The organism is Muricoccus vinaceus (genome assembly GCF_042433125.1).
Classification (GTDB): Bacteria; Pseudomonadota; Alphaproteobacteria; order Acetobacterales; family Acetobacteraceae; genus Roseomonas; species Roseomonas vinacea.
The window spans coordinates 1-16,087 of record NZ_JBHLVZ010000001.1 but is presented as its reverse complement, the minus strand read 5'-3'; the positions used below and the strand labels follow the sequence as shown (position 1 = coordinate 16,087).

Here is a 16,087-nt window from a genome sequence, read left to right as displayed (position 1 = left end):
TTTGACGCCGCGCTCAAGAGGCGGTCCAGGCGCCATCGATGGAGAGGGCGGCGCCGTTCACCGCGCCGCTGTTCGGCCCGCAGAGATACACGGCCATGGCCGCGACCTCCTCCACCTCCACCCAACGCTTGCTCGGCTGCTTCTCCAGCAGAAAGTCGGTCAGGGCGGTTTCCTCGGAAACGTTGTGCTTCTGCGCGAGCGGAGGGATCTGCGCCTCGGCGAGAGGGGTGCGGACGAAGCCCGGGCAGATGGCGTTGCAGGTGACGGCGCTTCGGGCGACCTCGATGCCAACCGTCTTGGTCAACCCGACCACGCCGTGCTTGGCGGTCACGTAGGCCGACTTGAAGGGCGAGGCGACGAGGCCGTGGGCGGAGGCGACGTTGACGATCCGTCCCCAGTTCCGCGCCTTCATGCCGGGCAGCAAGGCCTTGATCGCGTGGAAGTTCGAGGAAAGGTTGATCGCGATGATCGCGTCCCACTTCGCCTCGGGAAACTCGTCCACGGGGCTGGTGAACTGGATCCCGGCGTTGTTGACCAGGATGTCCACCTGGCCGAGCGCGGCGGTCGCCTCGGCGCACATGGCGCGGATCGCGGCCGGGTCCGACAGGTCGGCGGCGGAATAGGGCGTCGCCCCGCCCTGGACGGCCGCCACCTCGTCGCGCGCGGCCTGGATGGCTTCGGGCGTGCCGAAGCCGTTCAGCATCACCCGCGCCCCTTCGCGGGCGAAGGCCAGCGCGATCGCGAGGCCGATGCCGCTGGTGGAGCCGGTGACAAGGGCCGTGCGGCCTTCGAGGAGCTTGGTCATGCGGGATTCCCGGGGATGGTGCGGCGCAGAAAAGGCCTAAGGCAGGCGCTTCGCAATCCCCGCCAGCCAGCGGAGGGTGGCGCTTCCCAGGGCCGGGGCGCGATGTTCCAGCGCGGCACGGGCGATGGCAGCCGAGAGGGTGGGGTGCGGCAGGGTGGCGCCAGCCAACTCCGAAACGGGCCGTCGGAGTGCGAGGGAGAGCATGCCCGCCATCTCCAGCCCTCCGGGTGCGAGGAGGCCCGCGCCGGAAAGGCGGCCGCGCCGGTCGACGTGCAGCTTCACCAGTCCTTCCGAGATGCCGTCCGCCGCCGCGCGGGTGGTATCGGCCAGCGGCCAGCGGAGGGTTTCATCGGCGTCGCCGGGCGCGCCGATCTCCACCAGTGCGGGCTCGGTCCGGATGCTGCGAAGCGGCGCCGCCTCGGCCGGGGTGCCAGGAATGCGAAAAAGCATGGTGCGCGCCAGGATGCCGAGGTCGGCGGCTCCCTCCCGCCCGACCGCCCCGCCCGCTGCCCAGACCCGCCGGTTGCCCTGGACGCGGAGCGCGCGGTCCACCACCGGCACGGCGGACAGTCCGGCGGCGGCGAGGTCGAGGCCCGCAAGCTGCGGTTGCCGGCCGGGCGCCAGCAGAAGATGCGAGCCCTCCACCTGCTGGCCGTCCGAGAGAAAGAGCGCGAGGCCACCGGGGCGGCGCTGCACCCGCAGGGCAGCCTGCCCCTCCAGAAGCCCGACGCCGTCCCGGCGGAGAACACGGGCCAGCCCATGCGCCAGGTCGGGGTCGGCGCCGGGGGCGATGCGGGCGGCCTCCACCACCGTCACGCGGGCGCCGAGGCGGGCGAAGGCCTGCGCCATTTCCAGGCCGAAGGCCGTGCCGCCCAGCACCAGGAGGTGGGAGGGAAGAGCATCGAGGGCGGCCAGGCCGGCCTCGTCGAGGTAGGGGATGGTTTCCAGCCCCTCCAGCGCGGGCACCGCGGGAACGGCACCGGTGGCGATAAGCGCCCGACGGAACCGCCACTCCCGCCCGCCCGCGGCCACCGCGTCGGGCGCGGCGAAGCGGGCGGCGGCGCGGACCACCTCCACGCCCATGCCCTGGAAGCGCGCCTCCGTGGCATCCGGCGCGGCCTCCGCATCGGCCTCGGCGAGTCGCGTCCGCACATCGGCCCAGCCGGGCGGGCCGCCGGCGCAGGCCGCGCGGTTCGCCATGGCGCGCAAGGCCGCCTGGGTGGTCTCGGGGTCCGGCGCCTCGCCGCCCATCGGGCCGCGCTCGAAAAGGGTCACCTTCAGGCCGAGCGCGGCGGCGAGCCCGGCCAGGCCCCGCCCCGTAAGTCCCGCGCCGATCACGGCGATGTCGGTTTCGGCCATGCTGTTCCCATCCCGTCGCGGCGCTCTGGATAACGCGGCTGCCGCGGAAGGGTAGGGGGCTAACCCTTTGGCGTCGCGCCCGGCATGCTTTGGTTGACGGGGGTGCGGCGCTCTACCTATACACCGCCACCCGCGCCGGGCGTCCCGCCGCGGCCGCCTGCGTCCGCGTGCCCGTTTCGTTCGGGACCGGCGAAGGTGGCCGGGCCCGCCAGGCGAAGCCGGACCGGCCCCGCCGGTCCGAGACGACCAAACCACGCCGTGCCCCACCGAGGCCGGCCAGCACCCAGACGGAGCGCCCTGCCGTGAAGCGTACTTACCAGCCCTCGAAGCTCGTCCGGAAGCGCCGCCACGGCTTCCGTGCCCGCATGGAGACGGTGGGCGGCCGCAAGGTCATCGCCAACCGCCGCACCAAGGGCCGCGCGAAGCTTTCGGCCTGAGGCAAGCCCGGGGTGGCACCGAAGCCGGTGCGCCCCGAACCTTGGTTCAAACCATGAAGCTGCCCCGGATGAAGAAGCGGCGCGATTTTCTGCGCGCCGCCCAGCGCGGCAAGCGCGCCGCCCGGCCGGGCATGGTGATCCAAGCCCTGCCGGGTACGGGCGGGCCCCTGCGCCTTGGCTTCACCGTCACGAAGAAGGTGGGCAACGCCGTCGTGCGGAACCGCACCAAGCGCCGCTTGCGTGAAGCCGCCCGGCTGCTTCTGGGCACCTCCCCTCCCGCCGGGTGGGACGTGGTGCTGATCGGGCGTGACGAGACACGGGCCCGCCCGTTCCTTCAGTTGCAGGGCGATCTGCGTGGCGCGCTCCGCCAGGTGGGCGTCGACCTGTGAGTGCCGCATCGTTCGATCCGGTGGCCGAGACCTTGAAGCTCGGCATACGCGCCTACCAATTCACGCTGCGCCCCTTCATCGGCGCCCATTGCCGCTTCCACCCGCATTGCAGCGCCTTCGGCATCGAGGCCCTGTCGACGCACGGCGCATTGCGCGGAAGCGCCCTGACGGCGAAGCGCATCCTGCGCTGCAACCCCTGGAACCCCGGCGGATACGACCCCGTGCCCCCCGCAAAGAAGACCTGAACGCCGGTATCCCATGGACAACAAGCGACTCCTCGCCGCGATCGCCATCTCGATCGGCATCCTGCTGCTGTTCGACGTCTACAACCGCCCCGCGCGCGAGGCGCAGCGGCAGGCCGCGCAGAACGTGCAGCAGTCCCAGTCGTCCAGCACCCCGCTGCCGCAGGCGAACACGGCGCTGAACCCGGCGGGCGTCGCGAGCACCAGCCAGAACGACGGCGCGCCCACCACCCCGGCACCACGGCTCCGCATCGAGAGCGCCCGGGTGGAGGGCAGCGTGAACCTGCGGGGCGCCCGCATCGACGACCTCGTTCTGCGCGACTACCGCGAGACCATCCAGCCCGGCAGCCCCAACGTGCGCGTGCTCGCCCCGCGGGAAGACAATGCCGCCTACTTCGCCCAGTGGGGCTGGACCGCGGCCGATGGGCGCACGCCCGTGCCCGGCCCCAACACCGACTGGACGGCCGAGGGTGGCCCGCTGACCCCGGCCAACCCGGTGACGCTGCGCTGGGACAACGGCGCCGGGCAGCGCTTCGAGATCGCGCTCTCGCTTGACGCCAATTTCATGGTGACGGCGGACCAGCGCGTGGTGAACACGGGCGCCGAGGCCGTGCAGGTGCTGCCCTGGGCGCGCGTGCGCCGCGAGCACACGCCGCAGGTGGCGGGGTACTACATCCTGCACGAAGGGTTCGTGGGCGTGCTGGACGGCCGCCTCCGGGAAACCAAGTACGCCGATGCCAAGACCGAGGCGGCGCGCCGCAACGGCGGCCCCGCGCTGGAGCAGGACGGCCCCGGCGGCTGGGCCGGCTTCACCGACAAGTACTGGCTGGCGGCGATCGCACCCGTGGAGCAGTCCTCCCAGAACCGGGCGGCCTTCCGGGCGGTGCAGGAAGGGGGCCAGGACCGCTGGCAGGTGGACTTCGCGCCCACCGCCGCCCTGGCCGCCGCGCCCGGCGCCACCGCGGGCTTCGCCACGCGGCTTTTCGCCGGCGCGAAGGAAGTGCACCTGCTGGACGCCTATACCTCGAACCTCGGCATCACGGACTTCGACAAGGCGATCGACTTCGGCTGGTTCTACTACATCACCAAGCCGTTCTTCTACGGGCTGGACTGGCTGTTCAAGCTGACCGGCAACTTCGGCGTGGCGATCCTGATCTTCACCGTCGCGCTCAAGATCCTGTTCTTCCCGCTGGCCAACAAGTCCTACAAGTCCATGGCCCGCATGAAGACGCTGGGCCCGAAGATGCAGGAGCTGAAGGAGCGCAACAAGGACGATCCTGCCAAGATGCAGCAGGAGATGATGGCGCTCTACAAGTCGGAGAAGATCAACCCGGCCGCGGGCTGCCTGCCGATCCTGCTGCAGATCCCGGTCTTCTTCTCCCTCTACAAGGTGCTGTTCGTCACCATCGAGATGCGGCACGCGCCGTTCTTCGGCTGGATCCGCGACCTTTCGGCGCCCGACCCCACGAACCTGTTCAACCTGTTCGGGCTGATCCCCTGGGATCCGCCGCTGTTCCTGCACATGCCGGCCTGGGCGATCATCATGGGCATCACGATGTTCATCCAGTTCAAGCTGAACCCGACGCCGCCCGACCCGATCCAGGCGAAGCTGTTCTCCTTCATGCCAATCATCTTCACCTTCATGCTGGCCAGCTTCCCGGCCGGGCTGGTGATCTACTGGTCGTGGAACAACCTGCTTTCGGTCGCGCAGCAGTACTACATCGGCCGCGAGGACCGGATCGCGCGGGCCAACGAGAAGGCCCTGGCCCGAACGTGAGCGACGCACCCGGCCAGAGCACGGCGAAGCGGAGTCCCGAGGAAGAGGCGATGATGGAGGCGGGGCGGCTGCTCTTCGCCCGCCCCGTCCGCTTCTTCTTCGCGGCCCAGAAGCTGGAGGGCCTGCCGCCCCCGGATGCGCCGGAGGTGGCCTTCTGCGGGCGCTCCAACGTCGGCAAGTCTTCGCTCATCAACGCGCTGGCGGGGCATCACGGCCTGGCCCGGGTGTCGCACACGCCCGGGCGCACCCGGCAGCTCAACTTCTTCATGGCCGGAGAGGCCGCACCGGGCGACGATCCCGCGCGCAAGCCGGCGCGCCTCACCCTGGTGGACATGCCTGGCTACGGCTTCGCCGCCGCCAGCAAGGCGGTGAAGGCGGACTGGCAGGGCATGATGTTCGACTACCTGCGGGGCCGCCCCACGCTGCGCCGGGTGATCCTGCTCATGGACGCCCGCATCGAGACAAAGGACGGCGACCGCGCCGCCATGGACCTGCTGGGCGAGGCCGCCGTGCCCTTCCAGATCGTGCTGACCAAGTCCGACGACGCGAAGCCTGCCTCGCGACTGGCGAAGCGGCAGGCCGAAATGGCGGAGATCGTGCGCAAGCGGGTCGCTGCCCATCCGGTGGTCATGACCACCTCGGCGAACAAGGGCACGGGCATCGCGGAGCTCCGCGCGGCGCTGGCCGAGATCGCGCAGTCGGGCTGACACCCCGCCCGCAGGGGACGCCCATGCGGGCGCACCGGGTTGACCGGCCGGGCCGCTGCCCCTTACCACCGCCGCCCAGCTGCGGCCTTGGCCGCGCGCGCCCCGCCTGGAATCGCCATGAACACCGACGCGCAAGACCAGATGGCGATCCTCGCCGGTTCGCTGCCCTACCTGAAGCGCTACGACGACCAGGTCGTGGTGGTGAAGTACGGCGGCCACGCCATGGGCGAGGAGGAAAGCGCGCTGCGCTTCGGGCGCGACATTGCCCTGCTCGAGCAGGTGGGCGTGAGCCCCGTGGTGGTTCACGGCGGCGGGCCGCAGATCAACGCCATGCTCAAGCGGCTCAACATCCAGTCCACCTTCGTCAACGGCCTTCGCGTGACCGACGAGGCCATGGTGGACGTGGTGGAGATGGTTCTGGCCGGAAGCGTCAACAAGCAGGTGGCCGAGGCGATCACCCGTGCGGGCGTGATCGCGGTCGGCATCTCCGGCAAGGACGGCAACCTGATCCGTGCCCGGAAGGCCTTGCGCACGGTGCGCGACCCCGGGAGCAACGAGGAGCGCGTGCTCGACCTCGGCTTCGTGGGTGAGCCGGAGCACGTGGACACCAAGGTGCTCTCGCTTCTCATGGGCGCGGACATCGTGCCGGTGGTGGCGCCGGTGGGCGTGGGAGCGGACGGGCAGACCTACAACATCAACGCGGACACGGCCGCGGGCGCCATCGCGGGGGCGTTGCGCGCGGTGCGGTTGCTGATGCTGACGGATGTTCCGGGCGTGCGCGGGCCGGACGGCCTCCACATTCCGGAGATGACGGTGGCCGAGGTGCGGGCGGGCATCGAGGCCGGCTGGATCTCGGCTGGCATGATCCCGAAGGTGGAGACCTGCATCTATGCCATCGAGCAGGGCGTGCAGGGTGCGGTGATCCTGGACGGGCGCGTGCCGCACGCGGTGCTGGCCGAGCTGTTCACGGCCGGTGGGCCTGGAACTTTGATCAAGCCCTGAGGGACGGTTCAGGCCGGGGATTGGGCTGAGGGCGCGAAAAGGCCTTCGATCAGGGCCTGCATCCGCTCGGGCGGCATCTCCCAGGCGCCGCCAGGCAGGACCAGCAGTTCGTCGGCCGTGCTGGAGGTCAGCCTGAGCTGGGCGAAGGCGGCCGTGCTGGGCGAAAGGCGCGCCTTCCAGCAGAGCGCGACGAGAAGCGACGCCTCCCGCCTTTGCAGGGCGCGGATCACCACCCCGGCCGGCAAGCCGCAGAGCGCCGCGAGGATGCGGCCGCAATCGGTGAGCTGCCCCCGCCGCGCCGCGCTGACGAAGCCCGTCTCGTCCATGCCGCAGGCATCGGCAGCCGCGGCCTGCGACGGCCCGGGCATGTCCGTGCGGCCTGCCTTGAGCTCCGGGCGCGCGAGCAGCACGTTGAGGGCTTCCTCCGCCAGCACGCCCTGCAGGCTGCGGATCACGGCCTCGCTCAGCGCCGGGCGGCGGACCAGCGCCGCCTGCCAGGCCGCCTGGTCCCCGCACCGGTGCGCGATGGCGAGCAGCGTGGCTTCCCGCAGGCGGGCGGTCGCGTTCGCCAGCAGGGCGGCGACGGATGGCGGGTCCGCGCGGGCGGCGATGGCGTCGGAGGGCGCCTCGGGCAGGTTCGGCCGGCGGGCGATGGCGCACAGGGTTCCCGGTGCCGGTGGGGCCGCGATGAGGGAGAGAAGGTCGCTCTCCCCCAGCAGGGGAGAGCCGCGGAGCACGGGCTCCGCCACGGCCATGGCGATGTCGCGCGCGAGGCGCAGGATCAGGGCGCGCGGCACGTCCGGCTGCTCGGCCACCAGTTCCGCCACCGCGAGGCGGACGGGCACGGCATCGTCCTCCACCAGGCGGCACAGGGTGTCCCAGGTGACGCGGCGGTGCCGCTCCGTGGCGGCGGGGTCCAGCGTTGGGGCGAGCGAGGCGAGCTTGCGGGCCAGCACGCGGCGCACTCCCTGCTCGGTGTCGCGCGAGAGCACCTGGTCGGCCAGTGGCGGGGTCGCGGCGTTCGCGGCAATGGCGGCGCGGACGGTGGTGGTGGGATCATTGGCGAGGAAAAAGAGAACCTCCGGCGGCGTATCGGCCCGTTCCGCCAGCCGGGCCCTTTTGGCTTCATCCATACGCCGGGGGGAGAGCGCGATCGCGGGATCCATCATCGCGTCCTTTCCATCCGGCGGGAGCCCCGCGAAAGGCTCCGGTCCGGCTGGCATGGTGCGCGACCATGATGAAGACCGGGTGAACGCGGCCGCCGCAGGCCTTCGCGCCAGGGATCGTTGACAGCGTGGCTTGGCCGGGCGAAGGGGGCCGCGCCCGGGAATCAGGACTTCGCACATGGACCTCGCCGCCCTCCAGCCCCGCATCGAGGCGCTCTGGGAGCGCCGCGCCGATCTTTCGCCCGCGACCATGGGCGAGGACCGTGACGCGGTGGAGGCGGCGCTGGAGGCGCTCGACTCCGGCAGGGCGCGCGTGGCCGAGCCGGACGGGCAGGGTGGCTGGCGCGTGAACCAGTGGCTCAAGCAGGCGGTGCTGCTGTCCTTCCGGCTGGAGGAGAGCATGGTGAGCGACACCGCCGCGGGGGCCTATGACAAGGTGCCGCTGAAGTTCTCCGACTGGGGCGAGAACCGCTTCCGCGAGGCGGGCTTCCGGGCCGTGCCGGGCGCCGTCGTGCGCCGCTCGGCCTTCATCGCGCCGGGCGTGGTGCTGATGCCCAGCTTCGTGAACCTGGGCGCCTATGTGGACCGCAACACCATGGTGGACACCTGGACCACCGTGGGTTCCTGCGCGCAGATCGGCCGGAACTGCCACCTTTCGGGCGGAGTGGGCATCGGCGGCGTGCTGGAGCCGCTGCAGGCGAACCCGGTGGTGATCGAGGACGACTGCTTCATCGGCGCGCGCTCCGAGGTGGCGGAGGGGGTGATCGTGGAGCGCGGCGCGGTGCTCTCCATGGGCGTGTTCCTCGGCGCCTCGACCAAGATCATCGACCGGGCCACCGGCGAGGTCTTCGTCGGCCGGGTGCCCGCCTATTCCGTGGTGGTGCCGGGGACGCTCCCGGGTCGCCCGCTGCCGGATGGTTCGCCGGGACCGAGCCTCTATTGTGCGGTGATCGTCAAGCGCGTGGACGCGCGCACCCGCGAGAAGACCTCCATCAACGAGCTGCTGCGCGACTGATGGCCGGCGATCCCCTTCCGGTCGCGCAGGCGCTGATCCGCTGCGCCTCCGTCACCCCGGCCGATGCCGGGGCGATGGCGGTGCTGGAAGGGGCGCTGGCGCCGCTGGGCTTCGATTGCACGCGGCTGCGCTTCGGGGAGACGGAGAACCTGTTCGCCATCCGCCGCTCGGGCGGCAACGGGCCACATCTCTGCTTCGCCGGGCACACGGACGTGGTGCCGCCGGGCGAGGGATGGCGGCATGGCCCCTTCGAGGCCGCGCTGGAGGACGGCATCCTCTACGGCCGGGGCGCGGTGGACATGAAGGGGGGCGTTGCCGCCTTCGTGGCCGCCGCCGCCGATGCGGTGGCGGACGGCACGGCGGACCGCGGCACGCTCTCCTTCCTGATCACCGGGGACGAGGAGGGCGAGGCCACCGACGGCACCACCCGCGTGCTGGACTGGATGGCGGAGAACCACCTGGTGCCCGACATGTGCCTGGTGGGCGAGCCCACCAGCAAGGCGCGGCTGGGCGACACCATCAAGGTCGGCCGGCGCGGCAGCGTCTCGGCCGCCATCACGGTGCTGGGCACCCAGGGGCACGTCGCCTATCCCGAGCGGGCGGACAACCCGGTCCACCGGCTCGTGCGGGTGCTGCACCGCCTGGCCGCTGAGCCGCTCGACGCCGGCACGGACTGGTTCCAGCCGAGCACCCTGCAGGTCACCACCGTGGATGTCGGCAACGCGGCCGGGAACATCGTGCCGGCCCAGGCCGCCGCGCGTCTGAACATCCGCTTCAACGACACCCACACGGCGGCGAGCCTGGAGGCCTGGATCCGCGGCATCCTGGCGGAGGAGGCACCGCGCCATGAGGCACGCTTCTCCTGCTCCGGCGAGGCCTTCCTGACGAAGCCCGGCCCCTTCGTGGAGGCGCTGCGGCGCGCGGTGCGCGACGCGACGGGCGAGGAGGGTGCGCTGGACACGGGCGGCGGCACCTCGGATGCCCGCTTCATCACCCGCCTCTGCCCGGTGGCGGAACTCGGCGCGGTCGGCACCACCATGCACAAGGTGGATGAGTGCACGCCGGTGGAGGAGCTGCGGCGCCTGTCCCTGCTCTATGGCGCGGTGATCCGGGAGTGCCTGGGCTGAGCGCCCCCGGGGTCAGCACGGAAGTGCAGGTGGTCTCGGGAATCCGGGCCGCCACCCTGCTTGCCCGCGGGCGGGAGGAGGGCCTGCGCCTCGCCCTCCTTTCCATGGAGGGCACGGCGCGCTCCTTCTGGGCGGGCGCCATCTGCCTGATGCCGTTCCTGATCATCCGGGCTATGGGCAACGACGCCCTGCTGAGCGCCGGGCTCGGGGTGGAGCTGATCGGCTACGTGCTGGGCTGGGTGGCCTTTCCGCTGGTCTCCCTCACGCTTGCGGAGGCTTGGGGGCGCGGTCCGCTCTGGCCGCTCTTCATCGCGGCCTGGAACTGGGCCAACCTCGCGACCTACACGGTTCTTCTGGGCTCGACGGTGCTGGGATCGATCCTGCCGCCGGGAATGGGCGGGATGCTGACCCTGATGGCCTTCGCCTACGCCCTTTGGCTGGAATGGTTCGTCGCCCAGCGGGCGCTCCGGATCAGCGGCTTCCGGGCCGGGCTGTTCGTGCTGATGGACACGGCGATCGGGTTGCTGATCGCCTCCACCGTGGCGCGCATCGGAGGCTGACGGCTCAGCGCGGCACGGGGAGCCCGCGTCCGGCGCGGACCGCCCCCTCGCCGAATCGGGCGCGCAGCGCTTCCATGGCGGCCCAGCGCGCGGCGCGGCGGGGTGCCTCGGGGTCGGCCAGGTCGCCCCGGTCCGCGCCGGCCGCTTCCACCAGGGGCTGGGCCCCGATGCCGATCAGGCGGAAGGGCGTGCCGTCGGCCTCGCGCGCCAGAAGGGCGCGGGCGGCGGCGTAGATCGTTTCCGGCACCGCGCTGGCGCCGGGCAGCCGCACGTTGCGGGTGCGCTGGGCGAAGCGGGCGGTCTTGAGCTTGAGCACCACGCCACCCGCCGCGAAGCCCTTCTCGCCGAGGCGGCGCGCGAGCTTCTCGCAGAGGCGCCAGAGGATCGGCTCCATCTCCGCGGCAAGCGACAGGTCACGGTCGAAGGTGGTCTCGGCGGAGATGGACTTGGTTTCGCGATCGGGCGTCACCGCCCGGCCGTCCTCGCCGCGGGCGCGGGCGACGAGGGTCGCGCCTTCCTCGCCGAAGCGGCGCATCGCCTCGCGCGCATCGAGCGTCTGGAGCTGGCCGAGCGTGGCATAGCCGAGGGCCGCCAGCTTCGCCGCGAAGGCCGGGCCGACGCCGGGCAGGATCGTGACCGGTTCCGGCGCCAGCAGGGCGGCTGCTTCGGCGGCGCCGATGCAGGCCATGCCGCGCGGCTTGTCCCGCTCCACCGCGATCTTGGCCAGCAGCCGGTTGGGGGCCAGGCCGACGGAGACGGTGACGCCCACCTCCCGCTCCACGCGCCGTGCGAAGCGGGCCAGGGTGGCGGCGGGAGGCGTGCCGTGCAGGGCCTCCGTGCCCGAAAGGTCCAGCACGGCCTCGTCGATGGACATGGGCTGCACCAGCGGCGTCAGCTCCTCCATCAGGGCGCGGATCTGGCGGGAGGCGGCGACGTATTTCGCGAAGTCCGGCTTGATCACCACCGCGTCCGGGCAGGCTTGCAGCGCCTTGAACATGGGCATGGCCGAGCGCACGCCCCGCGTGCGGGCGACGTAGCAGGCCGCCGACACCACGCCGCGCTGCCCGCCGCCGATGACCACCGGCCGCGCGGCCAGTTCCGGCCTGTCGCGCTTCTCCACGCTCGCGAAGAAGGCGTCGCAATCCACATGCGCGATGGCGAGGGAGAACAGTTCCGGGTGGCGGGCGAGGCGCGAGGAGCCGCAGGCTGGGCAGCGGCGGTGCTGTTCGCTGGGCCGCGCCAAGCAATCCCGGCAGAGCACGGGCACGCTTTGGGCTTCCCGGAAGGCCGTGGGCATGGCCCGCTCTAGCACGGGCCCGGCAGGGGATGCCCGAGTCGGGTCAGCCCTTGTCCCAGAGGCGGGCGGCGCCGAACACGCCGGAGCTATCGCCGTGCCTGGCGCGCACCAGGTTGACCGCCTTGGCGTCTCCGAAGATCCAGGGTGCCATGAGGCGGGGGACCTCGCTGTAAAGGTGGGCGTGGTTGGACACGCCGCCGCCCAGCACGATCACGTCGGGGTCCATGATGTTCACGATGGCGGCGAGCGCCCGGGCCAGGCGGTCGGCATGGCGGGCCAGCGCGGCGCGGGCCGCCTCGTCCCCTGCGGCGGCGCGCTCCACCACGCGGCCGGCGTCGCGGTGGCCCTCGCCGTCGCAATCCCGCGCGATCGCAGGGCCGCAGAGGAAGGTCTCGAGGCAGCCCTGGCGGCCGCACCAGCAGGCCGGACCCGGGAATTCCTCCGCGCGCATCCAGGGCAGGGGCGTGTGGCCCCATTCACCGGCCACGCGGTTCAGCCCGTCCAGCGGGCGGCCATCCACGACCCAGCCGCCGCCGCAGCCGGTGCCGAGAATGGCGGCGAAGACAACGGAGTGACCGGCGCCAGCGCCGTCGGCGGCCTCGCTCATGGCCAGGCAGTTGGCGTCGTTCATCACCCGCACCTCCCGGTTGAGGAGGGCGCCGAGGTCGCGGTCCAGGGGATTGCCGTTCAGCGCCTGGGTGTTGCCGTTGCGGACCAGGCCGGTCTGCGGGTTGATGCTGCCGGGGATGCCGACCCCCACCGTGCCGCGCTCACCAAGCTCCGCCTCGGCGGAGGTCACCAGGCCGGCGATGGTTTCGACGATGGCGCGGTAGCCCTGCCCGGTGGGCACGCGGTGGCGCAGCAGCACCTCCCCGCCGGGATCGAGTGCTACGATCTCCGTCTTGGTTCCGCCGAGGTCCACGCCGAGCTTGATCGCCATGGAGCGATGAATGCCGGGGTGCGGGCGGCCCGTCCAGCGGGGGCGCGTTCACGGGCGCGTCGGCCCGCCGACTTGCGTGGCCCGGCGCGTGACCCTGGACTTGCAGCGCCCGTGGTGGTGGATTGCCCGGCCCCATGGCACCGCCCCCCGCCCCCCCCAAGCCGCCGAAGAACGAGACCCTGCTGGACGTGCAGGGCCTTACCTGCCCCTTGCCCGTGCTGAAGGCGAACAAGGCGCTGCGCGCGCTGCCCGCGGGCGCCCGGCTGACGGTGCTGGCGACCGATGCGGCCAGCGTGGCCGACTTCCAGGCCTTCTGCCGGGAAACGGGCCATGCGCTGGTCTCCTTCAGCGAGAGCGCGGGGGTTTATCGCTACACGCTCCGCAAGCGGGAGGAGGACAAGGGCGCGAGCCCCGGGCCGCCCGCCGCGGCGGGGGAGGCCGGGTGATGCTTCTTCTCACCCACCCCGCCTGCCTTCGCCATGACAACGGCGAGGGCCACCCGGAATGCCCGGACCGGCTCCGCGCCGTGCTGCGGGCGCTGGAGACACAGGAATTCTCGACCCTTGTGCGGGCCTCCGCGCCGGAGGCCACGCGCGAGCAGCTCCTGCGGGTGCACCCCGAGGCGCATGTGGAGCGCATCCTTTCCACGCGCCCGGCGGAGGGGCGGCGTATCCACCTGGATGCCGACACCTCCATGAACGCCCATTCGGCCGAGGCCGCGCTGCGCGCCGCCGGCGCCGGGGTGGAGGCGGTGGACAGCGTCATGCGCGGCGAGTTCCTGCGTGCCTTCTGCGCCGTGCGCCCGCCCGGGCACCATGCCGAACCGGCCGAGCCCATGGGGTTCTGCCTTTTCGCCAACGCCGCCGTGGCTGCCCGCCATGCCCAGGCAGCCCACGGGGTGGAGCGCGTGGCGGTGCTGGATTTCGATGTGCACCACGGCAACGGCACCCAGGCCTGCTTCGAGCATGACCCGAGCCTGATGCTGGTCTCCTCCCACCAGACGCCGCTTTATCCCGGCACGGGGGCGGCCTCCGAGACGGGGGCCGGCAACATCCTCAACCTGCCCCTCGCGCCCGGCACCGACGGCCCTGCCTTCCGCCGTGTCTGGGAGGCACAGGGGCTGCCGGCGGTGGAGGCCTTCGCGCCGGGCCTGATCATCGTCTCCGCCGGCTTCGATGCCCACCGGCTCGATCCCCTCGCCGCGCTGCGCCTGGCCGAGGACGACTTCGCCTGGGTGACCGAGGCCATCGCCGCGGTGGCGAACCGCGTTTGCGGCGGCCGGGTGGTCTCCATGCTCGAAGGCGGCTACGACCTGCACGCCCTTGCGCGTTCCACCGCGGCGCATGTCCGCGCCTTGATGCACGCCTGACCACCGGAAGCCCCGATGCCTGAATCCGATCCGCCCGCGGTGGAGAGCCTTTCCTTCGAGGAGGCCATGAACGAGCTGGAAGCCATTGTCCGCCGCCTTGAGGGCGGCCAGGCGAAGCTGGAGGAGGCGATGGATTCCTATGCACGCGGCACCGAGCTTCGCGCGCATTGCGACCGCAAGCTGGCCGAGGCCGAGGCCCGGGTCCAGGCGCTGGTGCCCGGCACCGGCGGCCCGACGCTGAGGGACGTGGAATGAGCGACGCTGCGGAAGCCCCGGGCATGGCCGGGGACGAGGCGCTGAAGGCGGCGCTCGCGGCGGCGGCCTCGGAGGTGGACGAGGCGCTGGACGCCCTGCTTCCCGCCGAGGAAGGGGACGAACGCTCCCTTTTCGCGGCCATGCGCTACGCCTGCATGGGCGGCGGCAAGAAGATGCGCGCCTTCCTGGTGCTGGAATCCGCCCGCCAGTTCGGTGTCGCCCCGCAATCGGCCCTGCGGGTCGCGGCGGCGGTGGAGATGCTGCACGCCTATTCGCTGGTGCATGACGACCTGCCCGCCATGGACAACGACGACCTGCGCCGGGGCAAGCCGACCGTGCACCGCGCCTGGGACGAGGCGACGGCGATCCTGGTGGGGGATGCGCTCCAGACCCAGGCCTTCGTGGTGCTGGCCTCCCCCGAGACCCATTCCGATCCGGCGGTGCGGGCGGAGCTTTGCCTGCACCTGGCCCTGGCCGCAGGCGCGCGCGGCATGGTCGGCGGGCAGATGCTGGACATGATGGCCGAGAAGGCCACCGAGCCGCTGGACGAGGCCGCGGTGGGGCGCCTGCAGCTTCTCAAGACCGGGCGGCTGATCGAGTTCTCGGCCGAGGCGGGGGCCATCCTGGGCAAGGCCGGAACCCACCAGCGCCAGTGCCTGGGGGCCTATGGGCGCGAGGTCGGTGCCGCCTTCCAGATCGCCGACGACCTGCTGGACCTCACCGCGACGCCGGAGGAGGCCGGCAAGGCGACCGGAAAGGATGCCGGCGCGGGGAAAGCGACCCTGCTGGGGCTTCTCGGCCCGGAGCGCGCCCGGGCCCAGGCCGCGCGGCTGGTGGACCAGGCCGTGACGCACCTGGACAACTTCGACAAGCGGGCCGACCTGCTGCGGGCCTTGGCGTCCCACGTGATCCGGCGCAAGAACTAAAGCCGCCCGAGGAAGCTTCTGATGACTGTTCCCCCTGTTGTGTCGCCTGGCGTGTCGCGCGCGCGGACGCCGTTGCTGGACCGGGTTCGTGTTCCGGCGGACCTGCGGAACTTCTCGGCCGAGCAGTTGCGGCAGCTGGCGGACGAGTTGCGCGCCGAGACGGTGGATGCGGTGAGCACCACGGGCGGGCACCTGGGGGCGAGCCTGGGGGTGGTGGAGCTGACGGTGGCCTTGCACGCCATCTTCGACACGCCCGGCGACCGGCTGATCTGGGATGTCGGGCACCAGGCCTATCCGCACAAGATCCTGACCGGGCGGCGCGACCGCATCCGGACGCTGCGCCAGGGGGGCGGGCTGTCCGGCTTCACGCGCCGCGCCGAGAGCGAGTACGACCCCTTCGGCGCCGCGCATTCCTCCACCTCCATCTCGGCCGGGCTGGGCATGGCGGTGGCGCGCGACCTTCTGGCGCCCCAGGGGCTGGGCCAGGGCGCGGGGCAGGCGGTGATCGCGGTGATCGGCGACGGCGCCATGTCGGCCGGCATGGCCTATGAGGCGATGAACAACGCGGGCGTGCTCAAGTCGCGGCTCATCGTGGTGCTCAACGACAACGACATGTCCATCGCCCGCCCCGTGGGCGCCATGTCGGCCTATCTGTCGCGGCTGATCTCGTCGCGCCCGTTCCTCTCCATCCGCGAGGTCATGGCCCGCCTGGCG

The 16,087-nt window shown here is 72.1% G+C and carries 19 protein-coding genes; 14 read left to right on the top strand and 5 right to left on the bottom strand.

Features of this window, described 5'->3' with window-relative positions:
• Positions 1 to 13: 13 nt before the first annotated feature.
• Both ACFFIC_RS00095 and ACFFIC_RS00090 read right to left on the bottom strand, forming a co-directional pair.
• A complete protein-coding gene (locus ACFFIC_RS00095; RefSeq protein WP_377047954.1) occupies positions 14 to 805 on the bottom strand; it encodes a 3-hydroxybutyrate dehydrogenase in 792 nt (263 codons plus the stop codon).
• A 36-nt stretch (positions 806 to 841) separates the two neighbouring features.
• Positions 842 to 2,164, bottom strand: a complete 1,323-nt coding sequence (locus tag ACFFIC_RS00090; RefSeq protein ID WP_377047953.1) for an FAD-dependent oxidoreductase — start codon at positions 2,162 to 2,164, stop codon at positions 842 to 844.
• Positions 2,165 to 2,466: 302 nt separating this feature from the next.
• Here ACFFIC_RS00090 and rpmH point away from each other — a divergent pair, with 302 nt between their 5' ends.
• The 6 genes from rpmH to argB all read left to right on the top strand — a co-directional run bounded on the left by rpmH (position 2,467) and on the right by argB (position 6,718).
• The gene (rpmH, locus tag ACFFIC_RS00085) at positions 2,467 to 2,601 is read left to right on the top strand and encodes a 50S ribosomal protein L34 (protein ID WP_377047952.1); all 135 of its coding nucleotides are present in this window, start codon (positions 2,467 to 2,469) and stop codon (positions 2,599 to 2,601) included.
• 53 nt (positions 2,602 to 2,654) lie between these two features.
• A complete protein-coding gene (gene rnpA / locus ACFFIC_RS00080; RefSeq protein WP_377047951.1) occupies positions 2,655 to 2,990 on the top strand; it encodes a ribonuclease P protein component in 336 nt (111 codons plus the stop codon).
• A 20-nt stretch (positions 2,991 to 3,010) separates the two neighbouring features.
• Positions 3,011 to 3,235, top strand: a complete 225-nt coding sequence (gene yidD / locus ACFFIC_RS00075) for a membrane protein insertion efficiency factor YidD (RefSeq protein ID WP_377048267.1) — start codon at positions 3,011 to 3,013, stop codon at positions 3,233 to 3,235.
• 13 nt (positions 3,236 to 3,248) lie between these two features.
• Positions 3,249 to 5,009 carry a membrane protein insertase YidC gene (gene yidC, locus ACFFIC_RS00070; RefSeq protein ID WP_377047950.1) on the top strand — a complete coding sequence of 587 codons (1,761 nt, stop codon included), beginning with the start codon at positions 3,249 to 3,251 and terminating at the stop codon, positions 5,007 to 5,009.
• A 50-nt stretch (positions 5,010 to 5,059) separates the two neighbouring features.
• Complete coding sequence (yihA, locus tag ACFFIC_RS00065; protein WP_377048266.1) at positions 5,060 to 5,716, top strand: ribosome biogenesis GTP-binding protein YihA/YsxC; 657 nt, start codon at positions 5,060 to 5,062, stop codon at positions 5,714 to 5,716.
• A 117-nt stretch (positions 5,717 to 5,833) separates the two neighbouring features.
• Complete coding sequence (gene argB, locus ACFFIC_RS00060) at positions 5,834 to 6,718, top strand: acetylglutamate kinase (protein ID WP_377047949.1); 885 nt, start codon at positions 5,834 to 5,836, stop codon at positions 6,716 to 6,718.
• An 8-nt stretch (positions 6,719 to 6,726) separates the two neighbouring features.
• On the opposite strand, the gene ACFFIC_RS00055 is transcribed toward argB, so the two are convergent.
• The gene (locus tag ACFFIC_RS00055; RefSeq protein ID WP_377047948.1) at positions 6,727 to 7,887 is read right to left on the bottom strand and encodes a DUF2336 domain-containing protein; all 1,161 of its coding nucleotides are present in this window, start codon (positions 7,885 to 7,887) and stop codon (positions 6,727 to 6,729) included.
• 175 nt (positions 7,888 to 8,062) lie between these two features.
• Here ACFFIC_RS00055 and dapD point away from each other — a divergent pair, with 175 nt between their 5' ends.
• The 3 genes from dapD to ACFFIC_RS00040 are packed head-to-tail and all read left to right on the top strand — an operon-like array spanning position 8,063 to position 10,586.
• Positions 8,063 to 8,899: a 2,3,4,5-tetrahydropyridine-2,6-dicarboxylate N-succinyltransferase gene (gene dapD / locus ACFFIC_RS00050; RefSeq protein ID WP_377047947.1), complete on the top strand. Its 837-nt coding sequence runs from the start codon at positions 8,063 to 8,065 to the stop codon at positions 8,897 to 8,899.
• A complete protein-coding gene (gene dapE, locus ACFFIC_RS00045; RefSeq protein ID WP_377047945.1) occupies positions 8,899 to 10,026 on the top strand; it encodes a succinyl-diaminopimelate desuccinylase in 1,128 nt (375 codons plus the stop codon). Before dapD ends, dapE begins: the two co-directional genes overlap by 1 nt.
• A gap of 29 nt (positions 10,027 to 10,055) precedes the next feature.
• Complete coding sequence (locus ACFFIC_RS00040; protein WP_377047944.1) at positions 10,056 to 10,586, top strand: hypothetical protein; 531 nt, start codon at positions 10,056 to 10,058, stop codon at positions 10,584 to 10,586.
• 4 nt (positions 10,587 to 10,590) lie between these two features.
• Here the strand turns inward: ACFFIC_RS00040 and ACFFIC_RS00035 are convergent, their stop codons facing one another.
• Together ACFFIC_RS00035 and ACFFIC_RS00030 are read right to left on the bottom strand one after the other, a co-directional pair.
• Positions 10,591 to 11,883, bottom strand: a complete 1,293-nt coding sequence (locus tag ACFFIC_RS00035; protein ID WP_377047943.1) for a DNA polymerase IV — start codon at positions 11,881 to 11,883, stop codon at positions 10,591 to 10,593.
• Positions 11,884 to 11,926: 43 nt separating this feature from the next.
• Positions 11,927 to 12,823 carry an ROK family protein gene (locus tag ACFFIC_RS00030; protein ID WP_377047942.1) on the bottom strand — a complete coding sequence of 299 codons (897 nt, stop codon included), beginning with the start codon at positions 12,821 to 12,823 and terminating at the stop codon, positions 11,927 to 11,929.
• Between the two features lie 134 nt (positions 12,824 to 12,957).
• On the opposite strand from ACFFIC_RS00030, the gene ACFFIC_RS00025 reads away from it, so the two are divergent.
• The 5 genes from ACFFIC_RS00025 to ACFFIC_RS00005 all read left to right on the top strand — a co-directional run.
• Positions 12,958 to 13,269 (top strand): sulfurtransferase TusA family protein, encoded by a 312-nt coding sequence (locus ACFFIC_RS00025; RefSeq protein WP_377047941.1) that lies wholly within the window; start codon positions 12,958 to 12,960, stop codon positions 13,267 to 13,269.
• Entirely contained in the window at positions 13,269 to 14,192 is a 924-nt protein-coding gene (locus tag ACFFIC_RS00020) for a histone deacetylase family protein (protein ID WP_377047940.1), read from the top strand. The genes ACFFIC_RS00025 and ACFFIC_RS00020 overlap by 1 nt, the downstream gene beginning before the upstream one ends.
• A gap of 15 nt (positions 14,193 to 14,207) precedes the next feature.
• Positions 14,208 to 14,447 (top strand): exodeoxyribonuclease VII small subunit, encoded by a 240-nt coding sequence (gene xseB, locus ACFFIC_RS00015; RefSeq protein WP_377047939.1) that lies wholly within the window; start codon positions 14,208 to 14,210, stop codon positions 14,445 to 14,447.
• Entirely contained in the window at positions 14,444 to 15,373 is a 930-nt protein-coding gene (locus tag ACFFIC_RS00010) for a polyprenyl synthetase family protein (RefSeq protein WP_377047938.1), read from the top strand. Before xseB ends, ACFFIC_RS00010 begins: the two co-directional genes overlap by 4 nt.
• Before the next feature lie 21 nt (positions 15,374 to 15,394).
• The coding region (locus ACFFIC_RS00005; RefSeq protein ID WP_377047937.1) for a 1-deoxy-D-xylulose-5-phosphate synthase N-terminal domain-containing protein at positions 15,395 to 16,087 on the top strand (693 nt) is incomplete at its 3' end.

Bases quoted from the DNA above. Each gene is read 5' to 3' on its own strand.
- yidC (WP_377047950.1), top strand. From the start codon at position 3,249: ATGGACAACAAGCGACTCCTCGCCGCGATCGCCATCTCGATCGGCATC.
- yihA (WP_377048266.1), top strand. From the start codon at position 5,060: ATGATGGAGGCGGGGCGGCTGCTCTTCGCCCGCCCCGTCCGCTTCTTC.
- ACFFIC_RS00035 (WP_377047943.1), bottom strand. From the start codon at position 11,883: ATGCCCACGGCCTTCCGGGAAGCCCAAAGCGTGCCCGTGCTCTGCCGG.
- dapE (WP_377047945.1), top strand. From the start codon at position 8,899: ATGGCCGGCGATCCCCTTCCGGTCGCGCAGGCGCTGATCCGCTGCGCC.
- argB (WP_377047949.1), top strand. From the start codon at position 5,834: ATGAACACCGACGCGCAAGACCAGATGGCGATCCTCGCCGGTTCGCTG.
- ACFFIC_RS00020 (WP_377047940.1), top strand. From the start codon at position 13,269: ATGCTTCTTCTCACCCACCCCGCCTGCCTTCGCCATGACAACGGCGAG.
- ACFFIC_RS00025 (WP_377047941.1), top strand. From the start codon at position 12,958: ATGGCACCGCCCCCCGCCCCCCCCAAGCCGCCGAAGAACGAGACCCTG.
- ACFFIC_RS00095 (WP_377047954.1), bottom strand. From the start codon at position 805: ATGACCAAGCTCCTCGAAGGCCGCACGGCCCTTGTCACCGGCTCCACC.
- dapD (WP_377047947.1), top strand. From the start codon at position 8,063: ATGGACCTCGCCGCCCTCCAGCCCCGCATCGAGGCGCTCTGGGAGCGC.
- rnpA (WP_377047951.1), top strand. From the start codon at position 2,655: ATGAAGCTGCCCCGGATGAAGAAGCGGCGCGATTTTCTGCGCGCCGCC.
- xseB (WP_377047939.1), top strand. From the start codon at position 14,208: ATGCCTGAATCCGATCCGCCCGCGGTGGAGAGCCTTTCCTTCGAGGAG.
- ACFFIC_RS00030 (WP_377047942.1), bottom strand. From the start codon at position 12,823: ATGGCGATCAAGCTCGGCGTGGACCTCGGCGGAACCAAGACGGAGATC.
- ACFFIC_RS00055 (WP_377047948.1), bottom strand. From the start codon at position 7,887: ATGATGGATCCCGCGATCGCGCTCTCCCCCCGGCGTATGGATGAAGCC.
- ACFFIC_RS00090 (WP_377047953.1), bottom strand. From the start codon at position 2,164: ATGGCCGAAACCGACATCGCCGTGATCGGCGCGGGACTTACGGGGCGG.
- ACFFIC_RS00010 (WP_377047938.1), top strand. From the start codon at position 14,444: ATGAGCGACGCTGCGGAAGCCCCGGGCATGGCCGGGGACGAGGCGCTG.